This is a genomic window from Bacteroides sp. PHL 2737 (assembly GCF_004115325.2).
GTDB lineage: Bacteria > Bacteroidota > Bacteroidia > Bacteroidales > Bacteroidaceae > Bacteroides > Bacteroides hominis.
The window spans coordinates 4,874,713-4,899,010 of sequence record NZ_CP040630.1; the positions used below are offsets into that span (position 1 = coordinate 4,874,713).

Here is a 24,298-nt window from a genome sequence, read left to right on the forward strand (position 1 = left end):
GAGGTAAAACCCGTTAGTTAAAAACCCAGAGGACTTTGGTTTTAAACTAACGGGAACATAGTTTCGAATGTATCCTAAAACACCTGTTCACTAATCGCCGGTAATTCCCTGCCCCTTCAGGTCGGCAGCCGATATTGTAAAATCATTTCCCTGCCTGATCCGTTCCAATACCAGGTTGCCTACTTTCCGGGCATCTTCTTCCAAAGCAAACCCTTTCCGCCCCGGAAGGGAAGGTATGTATGGTTGGCAGATCACTACCCGGTCGCCACAAAGAATCTGATAACCATATCCGTTCCCATTTTCTGTTTCAATTACTTTGAGACGATACGTACAAGCTTCATGCCGATCATAGAAAAAGAAGACTGAGACAGCGCAGGCAACGCATATCATACAAAGCAGCTTCTTATTCCTCTTCATATTCATAAGGTTTCAGTTCCCAGGTATCGTCAAAGTAAGAACTCGAACCACTGCCACCCGTCGCAACAATACCCCGGGTCCCGGTAGAGAAGCAAACAGCATGGATACGGGTACTTCCTTCAAACGCCGTCAGGTCGTCACCTTCCCAAAGATCGGTTGCCGGATCATAAATCCAATAATTCGAATAATAGCTTCCTCCGGCAGTGGAACCCAGAGTCAGATAAGCTTTTCCATCGATCACAAAACTGACTCCATAGGAACGGACAATAGATGTATAGTCATCATCGTAATCATCATCACTCGTATTGGCGATGTCTCTCAATTGTGTCCAAGGTGTAGCAGCGGAAGGGTCGAAGCACCAGAAGTCCGATACATCGGAATTATTGTTCTGCCCTCCGCAGACATAAGCTTTCCCGTCGATGACAAATGCCGTACCTCCCTGACGCTTTTGTCCTCCGAAACCGTTCACGATAGTCCATTGTGAACCGGCTGCGGCAGTAGGGTCGAAACGATAAAAGTCCTTCAGGTAATTATCGTTGTAACCGGTTCCCACATAACCATAATTATCAATCCCGAAGCCAAGGGCATAATAGCGGGCTCCTCCCTTGAAGTCGTCCATCTGCCTCCAACTATTCGTTTCCGGATTATACTCCCACGTATCGGACAGGTATTTCTGATCGGGATTGTATCCGGTAGTGACATACCCTTTGCTACCTACCGAGAAGCCGGTGGCAGCATTGCGGACCGTACCGGGCATATCGGCACGCTGAGTCCACCAGTCATTGTCGATATCATATTCCCAAGTGTCGGCGAGCCGGGTCGTTTTTCCGTTATAGCCTCCGCAGATGTACCCTTTGTTGCCAATGGTGAAACCGGCAGCATCGGTCCGTGCTACCCCGTCAAAGTCCGAACGCCGGTACCATACTCCGGCCGTATAGGAAGCATCTTCCGTACAGGCACACAAACAAAAGAGTATGGCACAAAGCACCAATGCTCCGGACGCGGACTTACTCGCTACAGTTTTTTCTATTCCAGTCATTCTTTTATTCTGTTTTTTAATCGTTAATTACTGACCGCAAATGTAGACGACATCAGTAAGGGTGAAAAAAAGGATCGACTAACAGGCACATTCTCTCTACCAACCAAAATGCAGTCGATAAATCATTCCGGTTAGTCGATAGTTTTTTAACAGGAAAGAGAAATCGACTTCTTTTGCGGCAAAATTATCCGATTAATGAAACAGAAAACCCTATCATTTTTATTCATCACTCTTTTAATATCCCTCCTTGCCTCTTGCCGGGACGAACTGTCGACAGTAGGAGGCAAATGGGTGGAAAGTTCCCTGCGGACGGTACAGACCGATACTTGCACGGTCCGCATCAGCACTATCCTGAGTGATTCTCTTGCCACATCGGGCGACACAGTCTGCCAGATAGGAACCATTGACGATCCCGTCTGGGGCAAAATAAAAACCGCTTTCTATGCAGAATATGACGTACCGGGAGTTTCATTCAGCGAAGACGCCGATTATGGTTTCGATTCCATTACCATCCGATTCTACTCTTCGGGCAATTATCTGGGAGATACTCTGAATCCGCAACGCATCTCACTGCACAGCCTCTCAGAAAATCTGTCGCTGGACGAAGGATACCTGTATAGTAAATCGACAGTGGCGTACCATGCCACTCCCTTAGCTTCGTTCACCTTCACTCCCACTCCGGGCGAAACCACCCGGGAACACGAAATCCGCCTCCCCGACGAATGGGGACTCGAGTGGTTCGAACGTTTCCAAAACGGATCACGCGAGATGGAGTCACAGGAATACTTCCGCGACTATTTCAAAGGCATTGCATTCATTCCCGAAGAGGGAGGAAGTTGTATCAACGGTTTCATGGTGAATGATTCAAGCCTGTGCATCACACTTTATTATCACCAGACGAAAACAGACGCAACGGAACTGTCCGCCAGTTTCCCAGCCAACAGCGACCTGAGGTTCAACCAGGTCAGTTGTGACCGTAGCCAGACAACCCTCTCCTCCTTACAAAGCGGAATCAATAACGGGCTTCCTTCGGAAAAGTCCGACCACCAGGCCTACCTGCAAGGACTGACGGGAATGTATCTCAACATCGACTTCCCATTCCTCAATGACTTGCGCGCCGAAGGCAGACTGGTAACTATCGAAAGTGCGCTCCTCCGCCTTTATCCGGTAAAAGAGACGTATGGCGAACGGTATCCTCTCCCCGAATCGCTGACACTATATACAGCCGACGAAAACAATGTAACGGAAGATGTCGTGACGGATATTTCAGGCAGTTCGGTACAAACCGGAAGCCTGGTAACGGACGAAATGATGGGAGAAGAGACCTATTACTCTTTCGATATTACCTCTTTCCTGCAAAGCAATCTGGGGACGGTGGGATACAACCGGAAAATCCTTCAGCTGATGCTTCCGGACAATTTGTTTTTCACCACCCTGAGTGGAGTCGTATTCGGAGATGCCGGCCACCCGGACAGTAGCCCCGTGAAACTAACCATACTTTATAAAACATATAACCCATGAAAAGACAGCTGATTCTACTGCTTACGCTTTGTCACTCCACCTTATTAATATATAGTCAGAACACAACCAATTCCCCTACATCCATGTTCGGCCTGGGCGAACTTTCAACCGGAGAAGGCGGACAGTACGCCGGACTGGGCGGAGCGGGAATCGCCCTGCAAAGCTATAACTTCCTGAATACTGCCAATCCTGCCTCACTTACCGCCATCGAAGGACAACGTTTTCTGATAGACGCCGGACTGATGGGGGCATACAAAATCTACACCCAAACCGGAACAAGCAATCATTCGGTAGTGGGAAACCTGAATAACCTCAGCATCGGTTGCCGTCTCACTCCCCATTGGTACGGGGCTGTATTTATGGCACCGGTCAGCGGTATGGGATATGCTATCACACTGGATCAGGACATCACGGGAACCGGAAATTCCACCGTATCATCACTTTTTGAAGGAGAAGGGGGGCTATCTAAAATGGGTATCAGTACCGCCTACCGCCTTTTCAAAGGTTTCTCTGTCGGTGCCAATCTTTCGTACGTGACCGGAACCATCAAACAAACAGAGACCCAGGGAAGTCTCAGTGTGGAAGAGAGTTCTTACAAGCATGCTTTTTATGTCGATTTCGGCGTGCAATACAAGTTTTCTCTAAACAGGGATAAGTCCATTGTAGCAGGACTTGTATACGGATACTCACAAGATCTGGCACAAGACAACAATCTGTCGGTGAGCAGTTCGTCGGGCAGCGAGTCGATTGATGAAAGCCAACGTTATGTGCGCCAATGCCTCCCGCAGTTTATCGGGGCGGGATTATCATACAATAGACTCTGCTGGATGCTGACAGCCGAATACAAATATACGGATTGGAGCCGCATGAAGTCTTCAAAAAGCAACGTCCGCTTCGAAAACCAACACCGGTTATCGGCAGGTATGGCCTACACAGCAGGCAATATCTACCGCAATCCGGTGAAACTGTTACTCGGAGCGGGCGTCAACAATTCATATATGGTCATCCAGAAGAAGAAAGCAACCAACTACTACATCAGTGCGGGAAGCAACTTCACTCTCTATAACGGAAATGTCCTCTCGTTAGGAGTGAAATACAGTGATCAACTCCATCTGCCCAACGGTATGCAACGGGAACAAGGGCTGGCACTCTTCTTCAACTTTACCTTCTCGGAACGGACATACCGGGCGAAAATACAATAGACTAATCACGGAACACTTCTTCCTGCTTCAGAACGTAAGCATCGGCCAAAGCACCGGTAGCAGGTTGTTTCTCATTGTTCAGCATCACCAGGCTGCCCTCCTGCACCTTAAAGTAAGAGACTTCGCCTCCTTTTTCAGTAAGTGTCAGCAGATTGTCTTTTACCGTGAATGTGCCGGTTTCATCAAACTCGGCATCTTTGCGATCAATGTAAAGCCAGTGGTATGTATAAGTGCGGTCCTTTTTCAGGGTCAGAGTCAGTTCTATACCCGGACAATCGGCAGCCGGAGTCGTACCTTTGTAAACTCCATAGTAATCGAGAGAGGTTTCGGCTGTATGCATATCTACCACTTGTGTGGTATCGTTGCCCGCCGCAGACACATCGGCTTTCTTCGCATTTGTACAACCTACAGCAGTTAAAGTGATGAATGCTGCTGCCATCCAATAAAGATTCTTTTTCATCGGTTTAAGTTTTTATAAATGAAACATTAAAATATTGATAGCAAAGATAAGCGTTCATTTCCATATTTAAGGATATTCAGCTATCTTTGTCGCATAAATATTAATAAAAACGACATAATAATGAAAAAGACAATCCTCCTGGCCGCTTTAGGCTTGATCAGTCTGAGCGCATTGGGCAAAGACAAACCAAAAGAAGAAGGCTTCGTTTTCACGACAGTGAAAGAAAACCCGATTACATCCATCAAAAACCAGAATCGTTCAAGCACTTGCTGGAGCTTCTCGAGCCTCGGCTTCCTCGAATCGGAACTGCTCCGTACGGGAAAAGGCGAATACGATCTTTCTGAAATGTTCGTTGTACACCACACAATGGTTGACCGCGCCGTTAACTATGTCCGCTATCATGGCGACAGCTCCTTCTCTCCGGGCGGAAGCTTCTATGACATCATGTTCTGTATGAAGAACTACGGACTTGTTCCGCAAGAAGCCATGCCGGGAATCATGTATGGTGACTCACTGCCCGTTCACAACGAACTGGATGCAACAGCGGAAGGTTATGTAAACGCCATTGCCAAAGGCAAACTGAAGAAACTGACTCCGGTATGGAAAAAGGGTCTTTGCGCCATCTATGACACTTACCTCGGACAATGTCCGGAGAACTTCACTTACAAAGGTAAAGAATATACTCCGATGACTTTTGCACAGTCTCTGGGTTTGAATCCGGACGACTATGTATCTCTGACTTCATACACACACCACCCCTTCTATTCACAGTTTGCCATCGAAATTCAGGACAACTGGCGCAACGGATTGTCATACAATCTGCCGCTTGACGAATTCATGGCTGTAATGGACAATGCTGTAAAGAACGGATACACGTTCGCATGGGGTAGTGACGTCAGCGAAGAAGGATTTACCCGTGACGGTATCGCCGTAATGCCGGACGCAGCCAAGGGTGCTGAACTGACAGGTTCGGATATGGCCCGCTGGACCGGAATGACCGCCGCTGACAAACGCAAAGAACTGACTTCAAAGCCACTGCCGGAAATTAAAGTTACTCAGGAAATGCGCCAGACGGCTTTCGATAACTGGGAAACAACCGATGACCACGGAATGATTATCTACGGTATCGCCAAAGATCAGAACGGAAAAGAATACTTTATGGTGAAAAACTCTTGGGGCACTAATAACAAGTACAAAGGTACCTGGTATGCTTCTAAAGCTTTCGTTGCTTACAAGACTATGAATATTCTGGTTCACAAAGACGCGCTTCCTAAAGATATCGCAAAGAAACTGGGAATCAAGTAAGAAATTACAAGTTACAGAGCCACGGGCTGTAGTCTGCAAGGTGCAATCCACTTGTAGATTACAGCCCGTTCTTATGGTCTGTAACCCGACCTTAACTGCTGATACAAATCTTGTTGATATATTCTGTAAACCTCTCCTTATAATTATCGCCGACAGGTATGTATATATTCTTATTAAAAATGATGCGCAACCGTGAGACCTCCGTTATTTTCCGGAGATTGACGATATAGGAGTGATGTACTCTCATAAACATTTCTTGCGGCAGACGCTCTTCCAGTTTTCTCATACTCAGCAGAGTGACTACCGGCTTATCCGCCATATTCGTGTAAATGCGCACATACTCGCTCATGCCTTCGATATAACAAATATCCGCCACATTGATACGGATAATCCTGGATTCGGACTTCACAAACAACGAACCGTCCCGTTCCAGCAAATCCGGTTCTGCCCCTCCCCCGTAATCCTGCAAATGATACTCAAACTGCCTGCGTGCCTTATCCGCCGCCTTCAGGAGATCCTGAAACTCGAACGGCTTCAACAGATAGTCCACCGCATCCACTTTAAAACCTTCAACAGCATATTCCGGATAGGCGGTAGTAAACACAATCAGAGGTTTCACCACCAATGAACGCACCAGATCGAGTCCGTTCAGGTCCGGCATATGAATATCGACGAACATCAAGTCGACTTCTTCTTCAGAAAGCACCTGCATGGCACCGAAAGCATCCTGACAGGAAGCAATTAGTTGCAGGAAGGGGACACGTGAAATATAACCTACCAATTGTTCAAGCGCCAACGGCTCGTCATCAATAGCAATGCATTTTATCATAACAGAGGAATGATTAATAAAACGTTAAAACTACCCTCGCGCTCGTTGATAGACAGGGTATAGTCCTGCCCGAACAAAAGCCTCAACCGCTTACGGACATTTTCCAATCCGATGCCATGATTCTGTTCACCGGATTTTCCCCAATTGCTGTTGGAACAGCGAAACGCAAGTTTCCCATCTTCTACAGTCATGGCAACTCGTATGAACGACTCTTTCTGATAACTCACTCCATGCTTAAACGCATTCTCTACAAAAGAGATAAAGAGTAAAGGCGGTATCTGTACTTTTGGTATTTCGCCGGGCATGTCGCACATGATGCAAACCTTATCGGTATAACGAAGCTTCATCAGGGTAATATAGTTATCGAGAAACTGTATCTCACGCGAAAGCAAAATCGTTTTATTACTTGCTTCGTAAAGCACATAACGCATCAGTTTAGAGAGTTCGACAATGGTCTTCTTGGCTTTCCCGGCATCCATATCGACCAGTGCATGAATGTTGTTGAGCGTATTCATAAAAAAATGCGGATTGATCTGATACTTCAGATATTGCAATTCCGATTGCAGATGCTGGTGTTCCAACTCTTTCAGTGCCTCTTCATCCCGCATGGACTTGAATAGAAGCTTGATAGCCACATTGAACCCCACTACCAGTAAAGCCAGTGAGAAACGTCCAAAAAGATAACCCGGCAAAGGATAAGGCCCCTGCCGGAGCGGATCCATCACTCGCTTGGGCATGGGTGGTTGAGACGAATGTTCTTCATAAATATAACCGGGAGGAACGGGCATCGGGTTGTTGAACTGCCTGTGCCTCGGCCGGCTGAAGGAGGGGTATAAGAAAAAAAGCAGAACAATGACTCCTATCAACGAAAATGCATACTGCCAATATCGCTTCCGAAGCAACAATCGGGGGGCGAGTAAATAGTTGTTCACTACAAAAAGCAGAAAAAAGGGTAACGTCAACAGCCATGCCACCCGTATAGTCTGCCAGCTGAAAGTATGTATCGAACTAATGGATGAAAACAGATAGTCACCCACCAACGGTACGAAGATAACAGTCAGCCAGATGACGAGATAAACCACCTGCTCCAGTAATTGCTGCTTATTAATCTGTTTCATTATGATAAAGTCTTTCTGAAGATTAGTCCACAAAAATACCCCCTTTTGTCCATACCCGACAAAAGAACTCGACAAAGAGGGACGTTTTGACGATAAAGCATGGTAAATCATGAACTTCCCTTTTCTCCGCCGGTGCATTTATTCGTTACCCTGAAAAGATCGATGCCCCTCAGCCACGAATTTTGCCAGTAATTACCTATCTTTGCAGCCCGAAAAAATAATCCGCCATTTTAATGAAGAAATTAGCCATACTTGCAGCTCTCATCCTTTGCCCCTTTGCCATACAGGCACAAGAAGTATTTATCAATGCCGACCTGGTAAGCAGTTACATCTGGCGTGGAATGAAGAATGGAAATGCTTCCGTACAGCCTACTCTCGGTGTAGAGTGGAAAGGATGGACCCTATCGGCATGGGGATCGACAGAATTCAGAAACGAGAATAATGAAATAGACCTTACGCTGGAGTATGAATATAAAAACCTCCAACTGTGCCTTAATAACTACTTTTACCAAAGTGAAGACGAACCATTCAACTATTTCCACTATACTCCCCGCACCACAGGTCACACCTTCGAAGCAGGAGCTGTCTATACCATTAGTGAAAGTTTCCCGTTATCGTTGGCCTGGTATACCACCTTTGCCGGAAACGATTACCGGGAAAATGAAAGACGTGCCTGGTCCAGTTATTGCGAACTCAGCTATCCATTCACTGTAAAGGGAGTAGACTTGGCTGTCGAAGCCGGGTTCACCCCATGGGAAGGAGAATACGCTGACAAATTTAATGTAGTTAATGTCGGGCTTTCGGCTACCAAAACATTGAATATTTCATCCGGATTCACTCCATCTGTTTTTGGTAAACTGATAGCTAATCCATACGAAAACCAACTCTATTTTGTTTTCGGAATAAGTTTGTAGACAATTGGCATTTCCATATTTCTTTGGGGCTGAAGGCTTCTTTACACCTGAATATGGACACCCGAAACGATCGCAAACCTTACTGGAAATGGGATAACGACAATGACAACATGGGTAATCTCTATAACGGACTATTACGCCGTGGTCTTTTTGCCCCCTATATCGATGGAAAACCCAACGGGACATTCCTGGCATGGCACCCCATGGAGGTTATTAACGGGAATAGCGGTTATAATAAAAAGCGTTATTCCAACTACGAGATAAATGTAGCTCTCCAATACGATATTCCTTTCATTAAAGGCTTAAGCCTGAAACTGTCATACAACCGGTATGAGCGGCATACTTTCATCAAACGTTTCAGTCGCCCCTACGACTTGTACGTATTTAAAACAACCGGCGTACACAATCATATCCCAACCAATGAAATTGATTATGTCAAAACCAGAGATGATGGAGACTTTCTGTATGAGAAATACAATAATGATAACAGTTATCAGTTGAACGCCATGGTTACCTACAACAAGACCTTCGGCAAACACGATATCAACGCATTGTTTGTATACGAACAGTATGAAGGTACTAACGACTGGCTGGACGGGCAACGAAATTATTTCATCTCCTCTGCCGTAGATCAAATATTCGCAGGTAGTTCCGATCCAAAGAATTCGACACTAAACGGAAGTGGTTCAGAAGGCGGACGTCTTTCGTATGTAGGCCGGCTGGGCTATACTTATGATAGTAAATACTTGCTGGAAGCCTCTTTCCGCTATGACGGTTCTGTCAATTTCGATCCAAAACACCGCTGGGGCTTCTTCCCTTCCGCATCTGTCGCCTGGCGTATTTCAGAAGAAAATTTCTTTAAAAACAACATCGGGTTTATAGACTACCTGAAACTTCGCGGATCAGTCGGTTTGCCAGGTAACGATGCTGTAGGCGGCTGGCAGTGGATGCAACGCTATAACCTCAACTCAGGCGTCTACTTCGGTTCGTTGAGCAACGGGGTATCAGCCAGTGTAATCCCCAATACAGAAATTACATGGAAAAAATCATTGGATATAGATTATGGATTTGATATGCAAATTCTACGTAATCGTCTGTCATTAAGTGTCGGTGGATTTTACAAACATACCTACGACATTTTAGGTGACCGCCTGGCCAGCCTGCCTTCTACTTTTGGTGGCACCATGCCCAAAGAAAACTATGCCACCATCGATACCAAAGGCTTCGAAATAGAGTTCTCATATAAGGATAAGATAGGGGACGATTTCAGTTACAACATAAGCGGAAACCTCGGATATGCAGTCAACGAACTAATTACCAAAGACGAAGCTGAAAATATTCGTCCTTACAAATCAGAGTTAGGATACAATACGGACCGCCAAATGGGCTATGTAGCTACAGACATTATCCGTACACAAACCGAACTCGATGCCCTGCCCGAAGGATATACCATCTTTGGTAAAAAGCCCGAATTGGGAATGTTGAACTATAAAGATATCAGAGGTGCCAACTCTGATGAACCGGATGGAAAGATCGATAGTAATGATCAGGAATGGGTAATCAAACACACCAAATCTCCAATCAATTACGGTTTCTCCGTAGGAGGATCATGGAAAGGACTGAGCGTCGACCTGTTCTTCCAGGGTGTAGCCGGTGGAAAACGTTTCTATGACAAACGTATAGAATGGGGTGGAATGGAAGAAACGTCATACGCATTCAGGGCAGACTACTGGACTCCTGAAAACACGGATGCCAAATATCCCGCAGCCGGATGGGATCAGGACGTAGCAGGTTATTCGGACGAGGCTTATGGAGAGACCGGTATATTGTACGAACAACTTACCACCAATTCCATAGATACTTGGAATTACAGCAGCATTCGTAACATTAATATCATGCTGAACAGCATTAAGACCGGCGATCTGGATGCAGAAACCAAAGCCTCCTTAAGGGCACAGGCTCTAGTGCTCAGGGCATGGCGGTATTTCCAGATGGTGCGCCAATATGGAGGCGTGCCGATGATCATGGAACCGCAGGCACTGACCGATGATTTGTATGTTACCCGCAACAAGACCTCAGAGTGTATCAATTTGATCATTCAGGATTTGGATGAAGCCATTCAAGATTTGCCATGGAAATGGACAGGCGATGACGAAGGACGTTTCAGCAAAGCCACAGCCATAGCACTAAAAGGTCGCATCTTGCTGTATTATGCCAGTCCGCAATTTAATCCGGAAAATAAAGCGGAACGCTGGGAAACAGCTTATGTCTATAACAAGAAGGCTGCCGAACAAATAGAAACGAACGGTTATGATTTGTATGAAAGCTATGAAAATATCTGGTTCGATGAAATGAATAAGGAAGTTTTGTTCGTGACGCGCTATCAAGAACCCGACATCGTACATCACTGGGATGCGGCAACCCGTCCGTTATCGGAAGCTCAGAATTATTCGGGAGCCAACCAACCCACTAAGGAAATGGTAGAATCTTACCAAATGATCACAGGCGTTCCTATCACAGAATCAGCAGATTATGATCCGCTTCATTTCTGGAGAAATCGTGATCCACGGTTTACCAGTACGATAGCCTACAACGGCTGCCTATGGGAACTTAGTGGCAAAAAAGACAGAATCCAATGGACTTACCAAGGCAGTTCCACCCTCAACCCCTCTGCCAGCGGATTCTACTGCCGGAAAGCCATCAACGTAAATTTCACCCCTTATGATACCGAAAGAAGTAGTACGGACTGGGTGGAAATACGCTTTGCCGAAGTGCTGATGAATTACGCCGAATGCGCTGCCGAAACTCAGAAATACGATGAAGCATATAGTGTATTGAAACGTATCCGTAAACGCGCCGGAATAACAGCCGGAGACAATAATATGTACGGATTAAAAGAAAACATGTCACACAATGAAATGATAGCCGCTATCATGCTGGAACGCAAGATAGAATTTGCCTATGAAGGAAAACGATATTGGGACTTACGCCGTCGGCGCATGTTTGCTTCCGAAATGAATGGAATCAAGCGCCATGGCCTTTTACCCAAACTAAAAGGATCTCCAACAGAATTTGATAATCTAAAAGATAAAGTAGATATAGAGAAAGACTATACCACTTATTTTAAAGACTCAATAGTGGTATTGGATCAGAAATATGAAATTGATTTTCAAGATAATTACTATTTTTATGCCATTCCTAACAAGCATCTGGAGCAAAACTCTAAATTGCAGCAGACACAAGGCTGGGATAATGGGACATTCAATCCTTACGAATAATATAGAATAAGATAACGGTAGACAAAAGACAGAGATGCCTTGAAAAAACATCTCTGTCTTTCTAAAAGGAGAATAAAGTCTCCGGTAAAAAGAAAATCATCCATCTTTTTTTTACAAAAGTACATTGATTTATATCATTCTATTCTCTTTCTTTACAAACGAATTTAAAGCAAAGCTGTTTGCTTTAATAATACCTTTATATATTCACCTTAGTAATATAGCATTATGAATGTTTCCAGAAGAATTGCATTTTTATCTTTAGTCCTATGCAGCAGCCTGATTATCAAAGGGCAAACTTCTACCCGGCTATCTTTGCCTGCCATCTTTTCGAATCATATCGTACTCCAGCAACAAAGTTCAGCCCCCATCTGGGGATGGGGAGAAGCCGGCACAAAAGTTAAAATAGTAGGAAGTTGGGCGCAAAAAGACACTATCGAGACTCTTATTGACGACTGCGGGCATTGGAAAACCCAAATACCCACCACCCAACATGGCGGTCCTTATACCCTACAACTATTTTCTAACAACATGAAAGGAAATAAAATCGAGTTGAAAGACGTTATGTTGGGAGAAGTATGGCTATGCAGCGGGCAGTCGAATATGGAATGGTGTCCCAATAACGGCATCCCCAATCAACAAGAGGAAATTGCGACAGCCATACACCCCAACCTTCGTTTTTTCAGCCTGAACAAGCAAGGTAGCCGAACCTTACAGGAAGACTGCTATGCGCAATGGGAAAAATGTACACCGGAAGTCATGCGACAACGAAGTGCTGTCGCCTATTTCTTCGGTAAGCACCTGCAACAGAAGCTGAATGTTCCGATAGGGTTGATCGTTTCAGCCTGGGGAGGAACTCCGGCAGAAGTATGGACACCACGAGAGGTAGTCATGGGCACCCCCCTAATAAAAGACGCGATCATTGACAAGACATATCCCTGGTGGCCGGTAGAGCCCGGTGTGCTTTATAACAGCATGATCCATCCCTTGATGCCTTACGACATAGCCGGAACAATATGGTACCAGGGTGAATCAAACAGAGACAACCCCTCTTCATACACGACATTGATAGAGAAAATGGTTGAAAGCTGGAGAAGTGGATTCGGCAAAGAATTTCCTTTTTACATGGTTCAAATAGCTCCATTCAACTACGGTTCAACCCATAACGGACCTGCGCTTATACGTGAAGCGCAAGAAGAGATAACACGCAAGGTTCGCAACACGGCGCTCGTCGTTATCACAGACAAAGGCGATCCGAAAACCATTCATCCGATTCAGAAACAAGAAGTAGGCGTACGATTAGCCAACATGGCGTTGGGCAAAAAGTACGGTTTACTGAAAGACGGATACGAAAGCCCCACCTTGGAACAAATGGTTGTTGACAAGAAAAAAGCCATACTTACTTTTAAACATGCCTCCAAAGGGTTGGTCTGTCCGGAGAAGGAAATCAGGGGACTGCTCATAGCCGGTGAAGACGGGCGCTTCGTAGAAGCCAAAGCGCAGATAAAAGGCAACAAGATAACGGTTTACTCACCGAAAGTAAAACATCCGGTAGCCGTCCGCTATTGCTTCGATGATGCCACTATCGGAAATTTATTCAATCAAGAAGGATTGCCTGTCGCTCCGTTCCGAACGGATAGTAACAAACGATGTAACAATCAATAAAAACACATTAAAATTATATGGATAAAAAAATATTACTTCTTATGGGTACTCTTTTCACATGCTTATGTGGACAAGCCCAGCACACCATCAAACTGTCCGAACTGGACTTATCTAAATTGTGGCAAGAATACGGAAAGGTACAAACCGGGAAATCGGTAAGCGGAGAACCAGCCACCATCCAAAGACAGACTTTTAAGGACGTGATAGGCACCCATGCCCAAAGTATCTTAAAAATAGATCTGCACGGCAATGCCACACGCTTTCATGCCCAAGTGGGAGTTGCCGATTCTCAGGTGGAGGTCTCAGACAAAAGCCTGACCATCCTTCCGTTTGTTAATGGAACGAAACTCTATTTCCGCAAAGAAGGAGATGACAAACAGTTCATAGGACTGGCCGGTAAAAGTGGAAAAATAGAAAATGGATCAGTTCGGTTCGTCTTGAAAGGCGACAACAAAGAACTTTACAATAGCGGCATTGTGCGTGGTAACGAGGCTCCCCAGTCCATTGATGTAAGCCTGAAGGGAGTTCGGGTTCTGGAATTGGCAGTAGAACCGACCAATGACGGCGCAAGCGGCGACAACGCTTTATGGATTGCGCCAACTATAGAATATCAATCCGATCGCCCATGCACCCTCGATGCCGGATATGCCGGAAAAGGTCCTGAAATGACAAAGACCATCTCCACTCTGTTGGCGAAAAAAATAAGTAAACTCCCTGTTTTATCCGAACCGGTTTCCAGTCAAACCAACTTTGACTGGCTGATCAGTTCCGAGAAGTCAAAAGCGGGCATTTACGCATCGGCAGATCAAAAGAGTATCATTGTGGCCAATCCGATGGTGTCACGCACTTTCCGGATATTCCCCAATCTGGCAACGACCAACTTCATCAACCGAATGACAGGAGAGAGTATGCTACGCGCTGTCAGCAGTGAAGGGAGTATACAAATTGATGGCAAGAAATGGATGATAGGCGGCTTGACCGGACAACCGGAACGAGGTTATTTAAAAGAAGAATGGATAGAAAAAATGACCACCATTCCCGAATCGTTCCTCATAGAAGACTTTGAAATACTCCCTATCAAAGAAGATATAAAATGGGCACGTAGCCGCTGGGCATTGAATAAGGAGGCGGCAACAGGCTGCGAAATCATATTCACTTTGCGTGGCGATAAGGAACTAAAGGATGTCACAGTGAAGCTCCATGTTTCCGTTTATGACAAGATTCCTGTTATTCGCAAACGTTTTGAATTAGTGAACCACTCTGTTCTTCCTGTCAATATCGATGCCTTTCAAGTGGAATACCTGGCCTTTTCCGAACCGGAATCTCCCGGAGGGGGCGATCCCACCAAATTCCTTTTACCCAATATTCACATAGAAAGTGATTACGCCTGCGGCGGAAGTTTTACTGAGAAAGAAACGGATATTACGGAAAAGTGGGTAACCGATCCTGCCTATACATCTCAGCGCAACTATATGTTACAAACCCCTTGCGTGCTGGATGTCTCTCCTCCGATAGGTCCCGACCAGCGTTTGCAACCCAACGGTACATTCCAGTCTTTCAGTGTATACGAAATGCCGTTCGACAGCTACGACCGGGAGCGCAAAGGCTTATTCACTCGGAAACTATACCGCACGATAGCACCGTGGAGCACAGAAAATCCAATCTTTATGCATCTCACTTCCACGGATCCGAAGGTGGTGTACCGTGCCATCGACCAATGTGCCGAAACAGGTTACGAAATGATTATCCTCAGCTTTGGCTCCGGACTGAATGCAGAAGATATTTCTAATGCCAATATAGCAAAATACAAAGCATTTGTGGATTACGCCCGTAGCAAGGGTATTGAAATGGGTTGCTACTCACTACTTGCCAGCCGCTGGATCAGTGATGAGACAGACGTTATCAATCCAAAGACAGGTAAACGTGGGGGCATGAGATTTGGTAGTTCTCCTTGCCTCAGTAGTGATTGGGGCTACGAATACTTCCGTAAGATAAAAATTTTCTTTGAAAAAACCGGCATGCGTTGTTTTGAGCACGATGGTTCTTATCCCGGAGACTTTTGTGCTTCCACTGCCCATACCCATCATAAAGGATTGGAGGACTCACAATGGAACCAATTCTATAAGATTACGGAGCTTTATCATTGGATGTGTGAGAACGGAATATACATCAATGTACCCGACTTTTACTTCCTGAACGGTTCTACTAAAGTAGGTATCGGCTATCGCGAAGCCAACTGGTCGCTTCCACGCGATCGTCAGCTGATCCATACCCGCCAGTTGAACTATGACTGTACATGGGAACGCATTCCTTCCTCACTTTGGAGCTTTGTCCCATTAGTAGAATATCAAGGAGGCGGATCGGCTGCCACATTAGAGCCGTTGAGCGAACACTTGTATGAGTATAAGACATTGATGTTTCAAAACTACGGTGCCGGTATACAAGCTTGCTACCGCGGCCCCCGCCTTTACGATACGGAAGAAACCAAGAAGGCAGTCGTGGAAGTGATTAACTGGTATAAAAAATACAGAAACATACTGAATAGCGACATTATCCATCTACGTAAACCCGATGCGCGCGATTGGGATGGCATCATGCATGCCAACCCTGCGGAAAAAGAAAAAGGGTTAGCCATGTTCTTCAATCCCACAGACAAAGAAATCATCCGCCGCATCCGGTTACCTTTATATTATACCGGCCTGACAAAAACCGCACAGATAAGAGAACAGGAGGGAACGCCCACTACCCATACCTTACAACGGGATTACTCAGTAGAACTGACTGTCAGAATTCCTGCCGGCGGATACACATGGTATGTCATTGAATAGCCACACATAAAAATTAATATATGAAAAGTAAACTAACAATTTTCTTATTCTCCCTCTGCTTTCCCGGTTTTGCCGGAGCCCAGCAGACAAAGATAAACCTCAGCACGGCAACCGGCCGACTCTGTTTCGAAGTAACCTATAAAGGCGAACCAACCATCAGTTCATCGCCCTTGGGCATGAACATTGACAATATAGATCTGGGTAAATCGGTCGAAATAAAGTCGGTCGAACAAACAGATGCGGAGTACAAAACGTATACAATAGAAAAAAAGGATGGGGACATTTATCACCTTGACATCCGCGAATTTGATAACGGAATAGCTTTAAGATACCGCATTCCATCTACAGGCAGCCGTTGTGTATATGGTGAAGAGACGTCTTTCACATTTCCAGCGGGAACCCGGGTATGGTACGCCAGCGGCCCTTTTCAATACGGATGGATACAAGCTTACCAGGATCGCACCACCGACAAGATAGAAAACGAGCTGTTGGCCCCTCCCGCCACTTTCCGTCTTCCCAACGGGATGTATGCCGCCATTACCGAAGCTAACCTGTTTAATTTTCACGGTGCAGTATTGTTCGGATGTAAAGACAACAGGGTACAATTAGGCTATGTAGACAACAAAGGCCATCTGGAAACAGGAATAATCACAGGCATTCCGGCCAGTAAATACTGGCATGAAGAAGTACGCAACTCCCCCTGGATCGTCTCTCCCCGCAACGGTAGTAAGGAAATAATCACTCCCTGGCGTATCCTGATGTTATCGGAGAATCTGGATGGATTGGTTAATAATCGTATCATAGCCCAAGTATCAGACCAGCCGGAGCGTACACTTTTCCCCGAAGGAAAAGATACCCAATGGATTAAACCGGGACGTTCGGTTTTCACCTGGTTAGTGGAAGGAGAGAACAGGCTGAGCGTAGAGACTCACAAAAGATATGTTGACGGAGCAGCCGAGTTAGGTCTGGAATCTGTTGTGGTGGATGATGGCTGGGAACTTTGGCCGGAAACAGAGAAAAATGCCAATGGACGTACCAAATGGGAATTACTCAAAGAGTTAGTCGATTATGCCCGCAGCAAAAACGTAGATATCTGGGTATGGCGGCCTTCTTCTCCAAGATATGGTAATAAATCCGATGTCGGCTTGCTGGATGAGGACGAACGCAACAATTTTATGAAAAGATGTGCGGAAATCGGTGTAAAAGGATTAAAAATAGATTTCTTCCACACAGAGAATCTATTTACAGTCAATTTTATGGAGAATATATTGAAAGATGCTGCTAAAGCACATCTGATGGTTATTTTCCATGGGGTGAATAAACCTACAGGCGATAGCTATACGTATCCCAACCTGTTGGCTAAAGAGGCTGTACGCGGTTTAGAGTCCGTAGGTGGAGAAAATAACTGGGCTCCAGGCCCACCGTGGCCTTATCACAATACGGTGTTACCCTTTACCCGCTGGCTGGCAGGTCCTGCCGACTATACCCCATTGAACTTCCGCCAATTCTGCCCTCCATCTGTCACTTTCACGCATCAATTGGCGAGTATCTACACGTTCACATCGCCCATGCTGATCTTTGCAGCCGACATGGAAGATATGCTGACATGTCCGGGACGTATGTTTATTGAAGAAGTACCAGTCGTCTGGGATCAGACAAAAATTCTAAAAGAAAGCCGGATAGGCGAATTGGCCGCATTATCCAGGAGAAAAGGGGATATATGGTATCTTTCCATCTTAAATGGAGAAAAGGCTGTTACCCAAGAAATCGAATTGGACTTTTTGCCCAAAGGCAACTACCGCATGACTTATGCATCCGATGACGGAGAAAACAGAAAAAAGATTGTGATAAACAATCGAAAAATAAAATCGGGTAAAACGCTAAAAATAAAATTATTATCGGGAGGAGGTTATTTAGCCAAATTTGAAAGAACCGACAAATAGCATAAAACTAATCCCCTGCAACACATTGTCAAAGAAATAATGTGATCTATCAACCTGCTTCTCCCCTCCTATTCCTTCAAGAACAGGAGGAGAGAAGCAAGATTAAAAACACTTCGCCCACTGTAAACAGAACACCTTTAGCAATTCAAACAGGATCGCCAGAGAAAAAAAGAACACACAAACAGAACCAACATAACAAATGTCGGACATTCAATCACAAAAATTTCGAATATTTCATCGAGATTCACACCTTCTTTCTTGTAACCGGCAGATTGTTACAACATACGGAACCACAATTCGATTCATCCCCCAACCTGACGCATATACACCTATTATACAACAGGTTAACTAAAGACAAAATAATAAAATACAGATTATTCCTAACAGAACTATAACCATATTAATCGGTTTTAAAGAAACACATTTTATAATGTATTAAAAAAGAACAGAATATTTTTTGTTTTTTAGATTAACAATGATGCAAATATAGCGATTATTTTAAAAATAGATAATAATCACAAAAGTTTTTTTTCATTCTAACCCAATATTCCTCACCCTCTACGCTCCTTCCGGAAACAAATCAAGAGAAATAAACTTCGATATATGTCAGGGTAGACAGAGAGGATTGCAAAAAGTCTTCAGTTTGTCATAAAACACTAAATACCAAACAAGATAATCGGTCATTTAGTAGAACAACAGGCCATTTCAATCTTTTATTTCCCGTCTACAAAGCTATTCACAATAAAAGCAGAGCTGTACATAAATGCGCATACCCTGTGATAATAAACGCCTTACAGTACACCAAGTTCTGTTAGAACTAATCCTATTTTAAAGAAAAAGGAAAGGCAGATGAATGGAGAAAGTGAAATGTAAAAGAACCGAACAAAACCTTTATTATTAATCTAAAACAAAATTGTTATGTTAAAAATCACTAGACAAGTTACTCTGCTCTTGCTCGCCGGTGCACTAAGCTTCCCAGCTTATTCGTATGCAACGCAAGCCACAGAAGCATTGGTTCCTGAAGTTACTCAAGAAAAAGTAACAGGAACGGTTGAAGATGCGATGGGCCCGGTTATTGGTGCCAGTGTCATGATAAAAGGCACGACTAACGGCGTCATCACAAATTTAGAAGGTAAATTCTCGTTGGATGGCGTGAAAAAAGGAGATATTATTGTAATATCTTACATCGGATATGTCACACAGGAAATTCCTTATACCGGAAAGCCCATTCAAGTGAAGCTTGCTGAAGACAGCAAGGCATTGGAAGAGGTGGTAGTCGTTGGTTATGCCACCGTGAAAAAAGCCAACCTGACCGGAGCCGTATCAGCTGTGGACAGTAAGGTGCTGGAAGACCGCCCGATTGTCAATCTCGGACAAGGTTTGCAAGGTGCTATCCCCAACTTAAACGTAACCACCAGTGGTCGTCCGGGCGAAGGTTCAAGTTTCAATATCCGTGGTACCACTGCCATGAGTGGAAGTTCACCACTGGTATTGGTCGATGGCGTGGAAATGGACCCGAACCTCATTAACCCGCAAGACGTGCAAAGTGTCTCCGTACTGAAGGATGCCGCCTCCGCATCTATCTATGGTGCACGTGCGGCTTATGGCGTTGTATTGATCACAACCAAAGGAGGACGCAAGGACCAGCCGACACAAGTATCATTCGATGCTTCGGTTTCTTTCAACGGACCTACTACGCGCCCCACCTATATGAACTCCATGCAATATGCTACCTGGATGAACACCGCACAGCAAAACACAGTGGGACGAGACTATTTCGATGCTGAATGGATGCAACACATTGAAGCTTACTATAAAGATCCGGCAAACAACTCTCCGGTATTTATCCACTCAGATCCGAGTATCAGTAAAAACGGCACCAAATACACGTATGCCGGTAACACCAACTGGATGAAAGAGATGTATAAGAAGAATTATCCTGTCCAGAAGTACAATGTCAATATCAGTGGCGGCGGTAAGAAGGCTACCTATTACACTTCTTTAGGATATACCGACCAGGGATCTCTAATTCGTTTCGGTAACGAACAGTTCAAGAAGTTCAATGTGATGAACAACATCAACTATGACATAAACGAATGGTTGCACCTCTCCATGAAAACAAGCTTCAACCGCACCAAGCTGAGAGGATTGAATCAGGATAACGTGCATGGCGATAATTTTATGGGAGGTGATACGCGTCCTATCATGCCGGTGAAACACCCGGACGGAAATTGGGCCGGACAGGGCGACTTTACCAACTTCCCTGCCATTCTTGAAGACGGCGGTAACCGGCAAACCAACAAAAATGACCTTTGGAACACGATCACGATGAAGCTGACTCCTATTAAAGGTATGAGCATCAACATGGACTATACGTTCAATTACTATAGTGAGAATAATAAGGTACACATGAAGTCATTCGACGAATATGGAGCCAACGGACAATTCCTGCAAACTTTTGCATGGACCAATCCGAACTCTGTGTCCCAGTCACAAGCCAACGATACCTACAATGCTTTCAACTTTTTCGGCGATTATGAAAAGACGTTGGGCAAACATTACCTGAAGGGAATGATCGGTTACAATCAGGAAAGCAAGCACACCACCGGATTCAATGCCGGACGCGAACAACTGATCTCAAATGACTTGGGTTCATTGAGCTATGCCACAGGCGACCGTTGGGTAGGCAGCTATGACAACTCCTGGGCTACCCGAAGCGGCTTCTTCCGCCTCAACTATGGATATGACGACCGTTATTTACTTGAAGTAAACGGCCGTTACGACCTCTCTTCCAAATTCCCCAAACACGACCGTGCCGTGTTCAATCCTTCTTTCTCGGCAGCCTGGAGGCTATCCAATGAAAGCTGGTTCAAGAACTGGACAAACAGTTTCTTTGACGAATTGAAAATCAGAGGTTCTTATGGTAGCTTAGGCAATCAGGCACTCGACAATGGATGGTATGCTTATCTCTCTAATTACAGTACCGGACAGACCAGTTGGATTATGGGCAGCAACCAACCGCAGTATGTGGTTCCGGGTGGACTTGTCAGCTCGTCCATCACTTGGGAGACCGTAACACAATGGGACCTGGGACTTGACTTCAACTTCCTGAACAACCGGTTGAAAGGTGCTTTCGACTATTATCAGAGACGTACATCGGATATTCTTGCCGCAGGTAAAATCCTGCCGGGTATCCTGGGTGCCAACGAACCTCAGGAAAATGCAGCCGAATCATTGACGAAAGGTTGGGAATTTGAGATCAGCTGGAACGACCAGTTGGCAAGCGGGTTCCACTACACAGTCGGATTCAATCTGTCCGACTATCAATCGGAAGTTACCAAGTTCGATAATAAGTCAAAAGAACTGGGCAACTGGTATGTGGGACAGAAACAAGGAGAAATCTGGGGTTATGAAACCTATGGCTTATTCCAGTCCGAACAAGAAATAGCCGGAGCCGCCAATCAGGATAAAGTATCAGGAGGTATCAAACTGATGCCGGGTGACATCCGTTTTGTAGACCGCAACAACGATGGCGTTATTGACTGGGGTGACAACACTGTTGATAATCCGGGCGATATGAAAATTATCGGTAACAGCACTCCGCGTTATCATTACGGCATCAATCTGGGAGCCGATTGGAAAGGCTTCGACTTGGGTATCTTCTTCCAAGGTGTGGGCAAACGTGACCTCTATCTGCCGGGCACTTCATTCCGCAGCCATTACGGAAGCGAATGGCAGGTACCTTCAGCCTACAACAACGATTACTGGACTGAAGAGAACACCGGAGCCTACTTCCCACGCGCTCGCTTCAATGGTGGTTCGGCCATCAATCAGGCTCAGACACGCTATCTGGTTGACGCTTCTTACTGTCGTCTGAAATCGCTCAGCATTGGTTATACATTACCTAAAGTATTGACCAAGAAAGCTTCGATCGAAAAGATACGTATCTACTTTACCGGTGAAAACCTTTTCACTATTTCAGACACTCCCGACGGACTCGATCCGGAATTGGATAACCCATACAAATATCCGATGCAAAGATCATTATCTGTTGGTTTAAATCTCACATTCTAATACAAAGCATCTTATGAAAATCAAATATTTATTCTATATAGGAGTGGCAACACTCGCCCTATCGGGCTGTAACGACGGTTTCCTGGAAAGAGCCCCGGAAGCAATCAATGACAAAACCTTCTGGAATACCACAGGAGATTTGGAAACATATGCCAATCAATTCTATAGTTACCTCCCCGGAGGTGTAACCTCAATAGCAGACGGTGAGAGCGATAATCAGGTACCTAACAGCATCCCCCAGTTCTTCTGGAATCAGTTGAGCACCCCCGCAGAGGCAGCAAGCTGGTGTAACTGGAGCAAAGGCGGATGGCAGCCGATCCGGCTGGTAAACTACTTCCTGACCCACTATCAGACGGTAAGCGGCAAGGAGTCGGAAATCAACCAATATGTAGCAGAAGTCCGCTTCTTCAAAGCGATGCAATATGCCGGATTGATGAGAACGTTCGGAGATATCCCCTGGCTGGATAAAGACCTGGGCACGGGTGATACGGATATTCTTTACGGACCGAAACTGAAACGGTATGAAGTGATGGATAAAATCATTGAAGAATTTGATTTTGCCATCCAATGGTTACCCGAGAAACCGGCTACCGGACGCATCGGAAAAGATGTAGCACGCCAGTTGAAAGCCAGGACTTGTCTGCACGAAGGTACATATTATAAATATCACACCGAATTGGGATGGGCAGACAAAGCAGACCGTCTGCTGAAAATGGCAGCCGACGAAACAGATGCAATCATGGCAACCGGCAAATACGAGATCTATAACACCGGACATCCGGAAAAAGACTATTACGACGTATTTGTAATGGAAGACAAAACAAACCTGAAAGAGGCTATCTTACCGGTGATCTATCTGGATGGCAAAAGAAAACACGGTATGAGCCGTACGTTGTCCGAAGCCAATACCGGCTTTTCAAAAGACTTTGTAGAAAGTTATCTGTGTCTCAACGGTAAACCCATTACAGGAAACGACCAATATAAAGGGGATGACAATATGAAAAATGAAACTACCGACCGCGACCCACGCCTGAAGCAGACCATCCTGACCTGGGACTTCCCTACACGGGTGACTGTGGCCACCAACGACAGTACGTATGTTGAAAAGGAAGAAGATTTCATTTCGCAATACTGCCTGACCGGATATAAGTCCATCAAATACCTTATTCCGACAGATAAAGCCTTTGAGGCAAACAACAATACTTATGACGGCATCGCCTATCGTTATGCAGAAACCTTGTTGATCAACGCAGAGGCTAAAGCCGAACTGGGTACGATTACACAAGCAGACTTGAACAAGACCATCAATGTATTGCGCGACCGTGCAGGTATGCCTCACCTGACTATGGAAGTAGGTTTCACCGATCCGAACTGGCCCGCCTGGGGATACAGCCTTAGCCCGCTATTACAGGAAATCCGCCGCGAACGCCGCATTGAGTTGGCTGGTGAAGGATTCCGCTGGGACGACCTGGCCCGTTGGAAAGCCGGAAAAATATGTGATAATGTGAAGACATACGTCGGAAAACGTGAACCTTATAAGGAAGGCAAGTACGCAGTCGTATATCCTGCCTATACCAATGCCGACTACTCTTATGAAGCAGGCAAAAGCCGCACCTGGAATGACAGGCTTTACCTGAGGCCGATACCGACCGGGGAACTTCAGAGAAACGAGAACCTTCTCCCGCAAAATCCGGGATGGTAATAATTG

Annotated in this window: 15 protein-coding genes; 10 read left to right on the forward strand and 5 right to left on the reverse strand. The window is 45.3% G+C overall.

Translation table 11 applies throughout. The features are described 5' to 3' along the window. Positions 1-90: 90 nt before the first annotated feature. Positions 91-417 carry a DUF4907 domain-containing protein gene (locus DBK98_RS20210; protein WP_234072718.1) on the reverse strand — a complete coding sequence of 109 codons (327 nt, stop codon included), beginning with the start codon at positions 415-417 and terminating at the stop codon, positions 91-93. After that, positions 404-1,456, reverse strand: coding sequence for a kelch repeat-containing protein (locus DBK98_RS20215; RefSeq protein ID WP_022011792.1), 1,053 nt, complete (start codon positions 1,454-1,456; stop codon positions 404-406). The genes DBK98_RS20210 and DBK98_RS20215 overlap by 14 nt, the downstream gene beginning before the upstream one ends. A gap of 195 nt (positions 1,457-1,651) precedes the next feature. Here DBK98_RS20215 and DBK98_RS20220 point away from each other — a divergent pair, with 195 nt between their 5' ends. Beyond that, positions 1,652-2,977, forward strand: a complete 1,326-nt coding sequence (locus tag DBK98_RS20220) for a DUF4270 family protein (protein WP_032535638.1) — start codon at positions 1,652-1,654, stop codon at positions 2,975-2,977. Next, positions 2,974-4,179 carry a hypothetical protein gene (locus DBK98_RS20225; RefSeq protein ID WP_032535637.1) on the forward strand — a complete coding sequence of 402 codons (1,206 nt, stop codon included), beginning with the start codon at positions 2,974-2,976 and terminating at the stop codon, positions 4,177-4,179. The genes DBK98_RS20220 and DBK98_RS20225 overlap by 4 nt, the downstream gene beginning before the upstream one ends. A 1-nt stretch (position 4,180) precedes the next feature. Here DBK98_RS20225 and DBK98_RS20230 read toward each other — a convergent pair whose 3' ends face one another. Continuing rightward, the gene (locus tag DBK98_RS20230) at positions 4,181-4,639 is read right to left on the reverse strand and encodes a copper resistance protein NlpE (protein ID WP_022011795.1); all 459 of its coding nucleotides are present in this window, start codon (positions 4,637-4,639) and stop codon (positions 4,181-4,183) included. A 120-nt stretch (positions 4,640-4,759) separates the two neighbouring features. On the opposite strand from DBK98_RS20230, the gene DBK98_RS20235 reads away from it, so the two are divergent. Next, complete coding sequence (locus DBK98_RS20235; RefSeq protein ID WP_005807760.1) at positions 4,760-5,944, forward strand: aminopeptidase C; 1,185 nt, start codon at positions 4,760-4,762, stop codon at positions 5,942-5,944. Positions 5,945-6,035: 91 nt separating this feature from the next. Here the strand turns inward: DBK98_RS20235 and DBK98_RS20240 are convergent, their stop codons facing one another. Continuing rightward, positions 6,036-6,773: a LytTR family DNA-binding domain-containing protein gene (locus DBK98_RS20240; RefSeq protein WP_032535636.1), complete on the reverse strand. Its 738-nt coding sequence runs from the start codon at positions 6,771-6,773 to the stop codon at positions 6,036-6,038. After that, positions 6,770-7,891 carry a sensor histidine kinase gene (locus tag DBK98_RS20245; protein WP_032529990.1) on the reverse strand — a complete coding sequence of 374 codons (1,122 nt, stop codon included), beginning with the start codon at positions 7,889-7,891 and terminating at the stop codon, positions 6,770-6,772. Before DBK98_RS20245 ends, DBK98_RS20240 begins: the two co-directional genes overlap by 4 nt. Before the next feature lie 233 nt (positions 7,892-8,124). Between DBK98_RS20245 and DBK98_RS20250 the strand changes: the two genes are divergently transcribed. The 7 genes from DBK98_RS20250 to DBK98_RS20280 all read left to right on the forward strand — a co-directional run bounded on the left by DBK98_RS20250 (position 8,125) and on the right by DBK98_RS20280 (position 24,292). Beyond that, positions 8,125-8,805 carry a transporter gene (locus DBK98_RS20250; RefSeq protein ID WP_032535635.1) on the forward strand — a complete coding sequence of 227 codons (681 nt, stop codon included), beginning with the start codon at positions 8,125-8,127 and terminating at the stop codon, positions 8,803-8,805. Positions 8,806-8,858: 53 nt separating this feature from the next. Next, positions 8,859-12,083: a SusC/RagA family TonB-linked outer membrane protein gene (locus tag DBK98_RS23430; protein WP_080714492.1), complete on the forward strand. Its 3,225-nt coding sequence runs from the start codon at positions 8,859-8,861 to the stop codon at positions 12,081-12,083. Positions 12,084-12,308: 225 nt separating this feature from the next. Further along, positions 12,309-13,745: a sialate O-acetylesterase gene (locus DBK98_RS20260; protein WP_032535634.1), complete on the forward strand. Its 1,437-nt coding sequence runs from the start codon at positions 12,309-12,311 to the stop codon at positions 13,743-13,745. A gap of 17 nt (positions 13,746-13,762) precedes the next feature. After that, on the forward strand, positions 13,763-16,573 hold the full coding sequence (locus DBK98_RS20265; RefSeq protein ID WP_032535633.1) for an NPCBM/NEW2 domain-containing protein: 2,811 nt from the start codon (positions 13,763-13,765) through the stop codon (positions 16,571-16,573). Positions 16,574-16,593: 20 nt separating this feature from the next. Continuing rightward, the gene (locus DBK98_RS20270; RefSeq protein WP_032535632.1) at positions 16,594-18,516 is read left to right on the forward strand and encodes a glycoside hydrolase family 97 protein; all 1,923 of its coding nucleotides are present in this window, start codon (positions 16,594-16,596) and stop codon (positions 18,514-18,516) included. Between the two features lie 918 nt (positions 18,517-19,434). Continuing rightward, positions 19,435-22,590, forward strand: coding sequence for a TonB-dependent receptor (locus tag DBK98_RS20275; protein WP_005807772.1), 3,156 nt, complete (start codon positions 19,435-19,437; stop codon positions 22,588-22,590). A gap of 13 nt (positions 22,591-22,603) precedes the next feature. After that, positions 22,604-24,292 carry a RagB/SusD family nutrient uptake outer membrane protein gene (locus DBK98_RS20280; RefSeq protein ID WP_005807773.1) on the forward strand — a complete coding sequence of 563 codons (1,689 nt, stop codon included), beginning with the start codon at positions 22,604-22,606 and terminating at the stop codon, positions 24,290-24,292. Positions 24,293-24,298: the final 6 nt, after the last annotated feature.

What these genes read in the sequence shown, in the direction of transcription:
- DBK98_RS20280 (WP_005807773.1), top strand. Translation starts at nt 22,604, where the DNA reads ATGAAAATCAAATATTTATTCTATATAGGAGTGGCAACACTCGCCCTA.
- DBK98_RS20265 (WP_032535633.1), top strand. Translation starts at nt 13,763, where the DNA reads ATGGATAAAAAAATATTACTTCTTATGGGTACTCTTTTCACATGCTTA.
- DBK98_RS20260 (WP_032535634.1), top strand. Translation starts at nt 12,309, where the DNA reads ATGAATGTTTCCAGAAGAATTGCATTTTTATCTTTAGTCCTATGCAGC.
- DBK98_RS20250 (WP_032535635.1), top strand. Translation starts at nt 8,125, where the DNA reads ATGAAGAAATTAGCCATACTTGCAGCTCTCATCCTTTGCCCCTTTGCC.
- DBK98_RS20230 (WP_022011795.1), bottom strand. Translation starts at nt 4,639, where the DNA reads ATGAAAAAGAATCTTTATTGGATGGCAGCAGCATTCATCACTTTAACT.
- DBK98_RS23430 (WP_080714492.1), top strand. Translation starts at nt 8,859, where the DNA reads ATGGACACCCGAAACGATCGCAAACCTTACTGGAAATGGGATAACGAC.
- DBK98_RS20215 (WP_022011792.1), bottom strand. Translation starts at nt 1,456, where the DNA reads ATGACTGGAATAGAAAAAACTGTAGCGAGTAAGTCCGCGTCCGGAGCA.
- DBK98_RS20220 (WP_032535638.1), top strand. Translation starts at nt 1,652, where the DNA reads ATGAAACAGAAAACCCTATCATTTTTATTCATCACTCTTTTAATATCC.
- DBK98_RS20275 (WP_005807772.1), top strand. Translation starts at nt 19,435, where the DNA reads ATGTTAAAAATCACTAGACAAGTTACTCTGCTCTTGCTCGCCGGTGCA.
- DBK98_RS20245 (WP_032529990.1), bottom strand. Translation starts at nt 7,891, where the DNA reads ATGAAACAGATTAATAAGCAGCAATTACTGGAGCAGGTGGTTTATCTC.
- DBK98_RS20225 (WP_032535637.1), top strand. Translation starts at nt 2,974, where the DNA reads ATGAAAAGACAGCTGATTCTACTGCTTACGCTTTGTCACTCCACCTTA.
- DBK98_RS20270 (WP_032535632.1), top strand. Translation starts at nt 16,594, where the DNA reads ATGAAAAGTAAACTAACAATTTTCTTATTCTCCCTCTGCTTTCCCGGT.
- DBK98_RS20240 (WP_032535636.1), bottom strand. Translation starts at nt 6,773, where the DNA reads ATGATAAAATGCATTGCTATTGATGACGAGCCGTTGGCGCTTGAACAA.
- DBK98_RS20210 (WP_234072718.1), bottom strand. Translation starts at nt 417, where the DNA reads ATGAAGAGGAATAAGAAGCTGCTTTGTATGATATGCGTTGCCTGCGCT.
- DBK98_RS20235 (WP_005807760.1), top strand. Translation starts at nt 4,760, where the DNA reads ATGAAAAAGACAATCCTCCTGGCCGCTTTAGGCTTGATCAGTCTGAGC.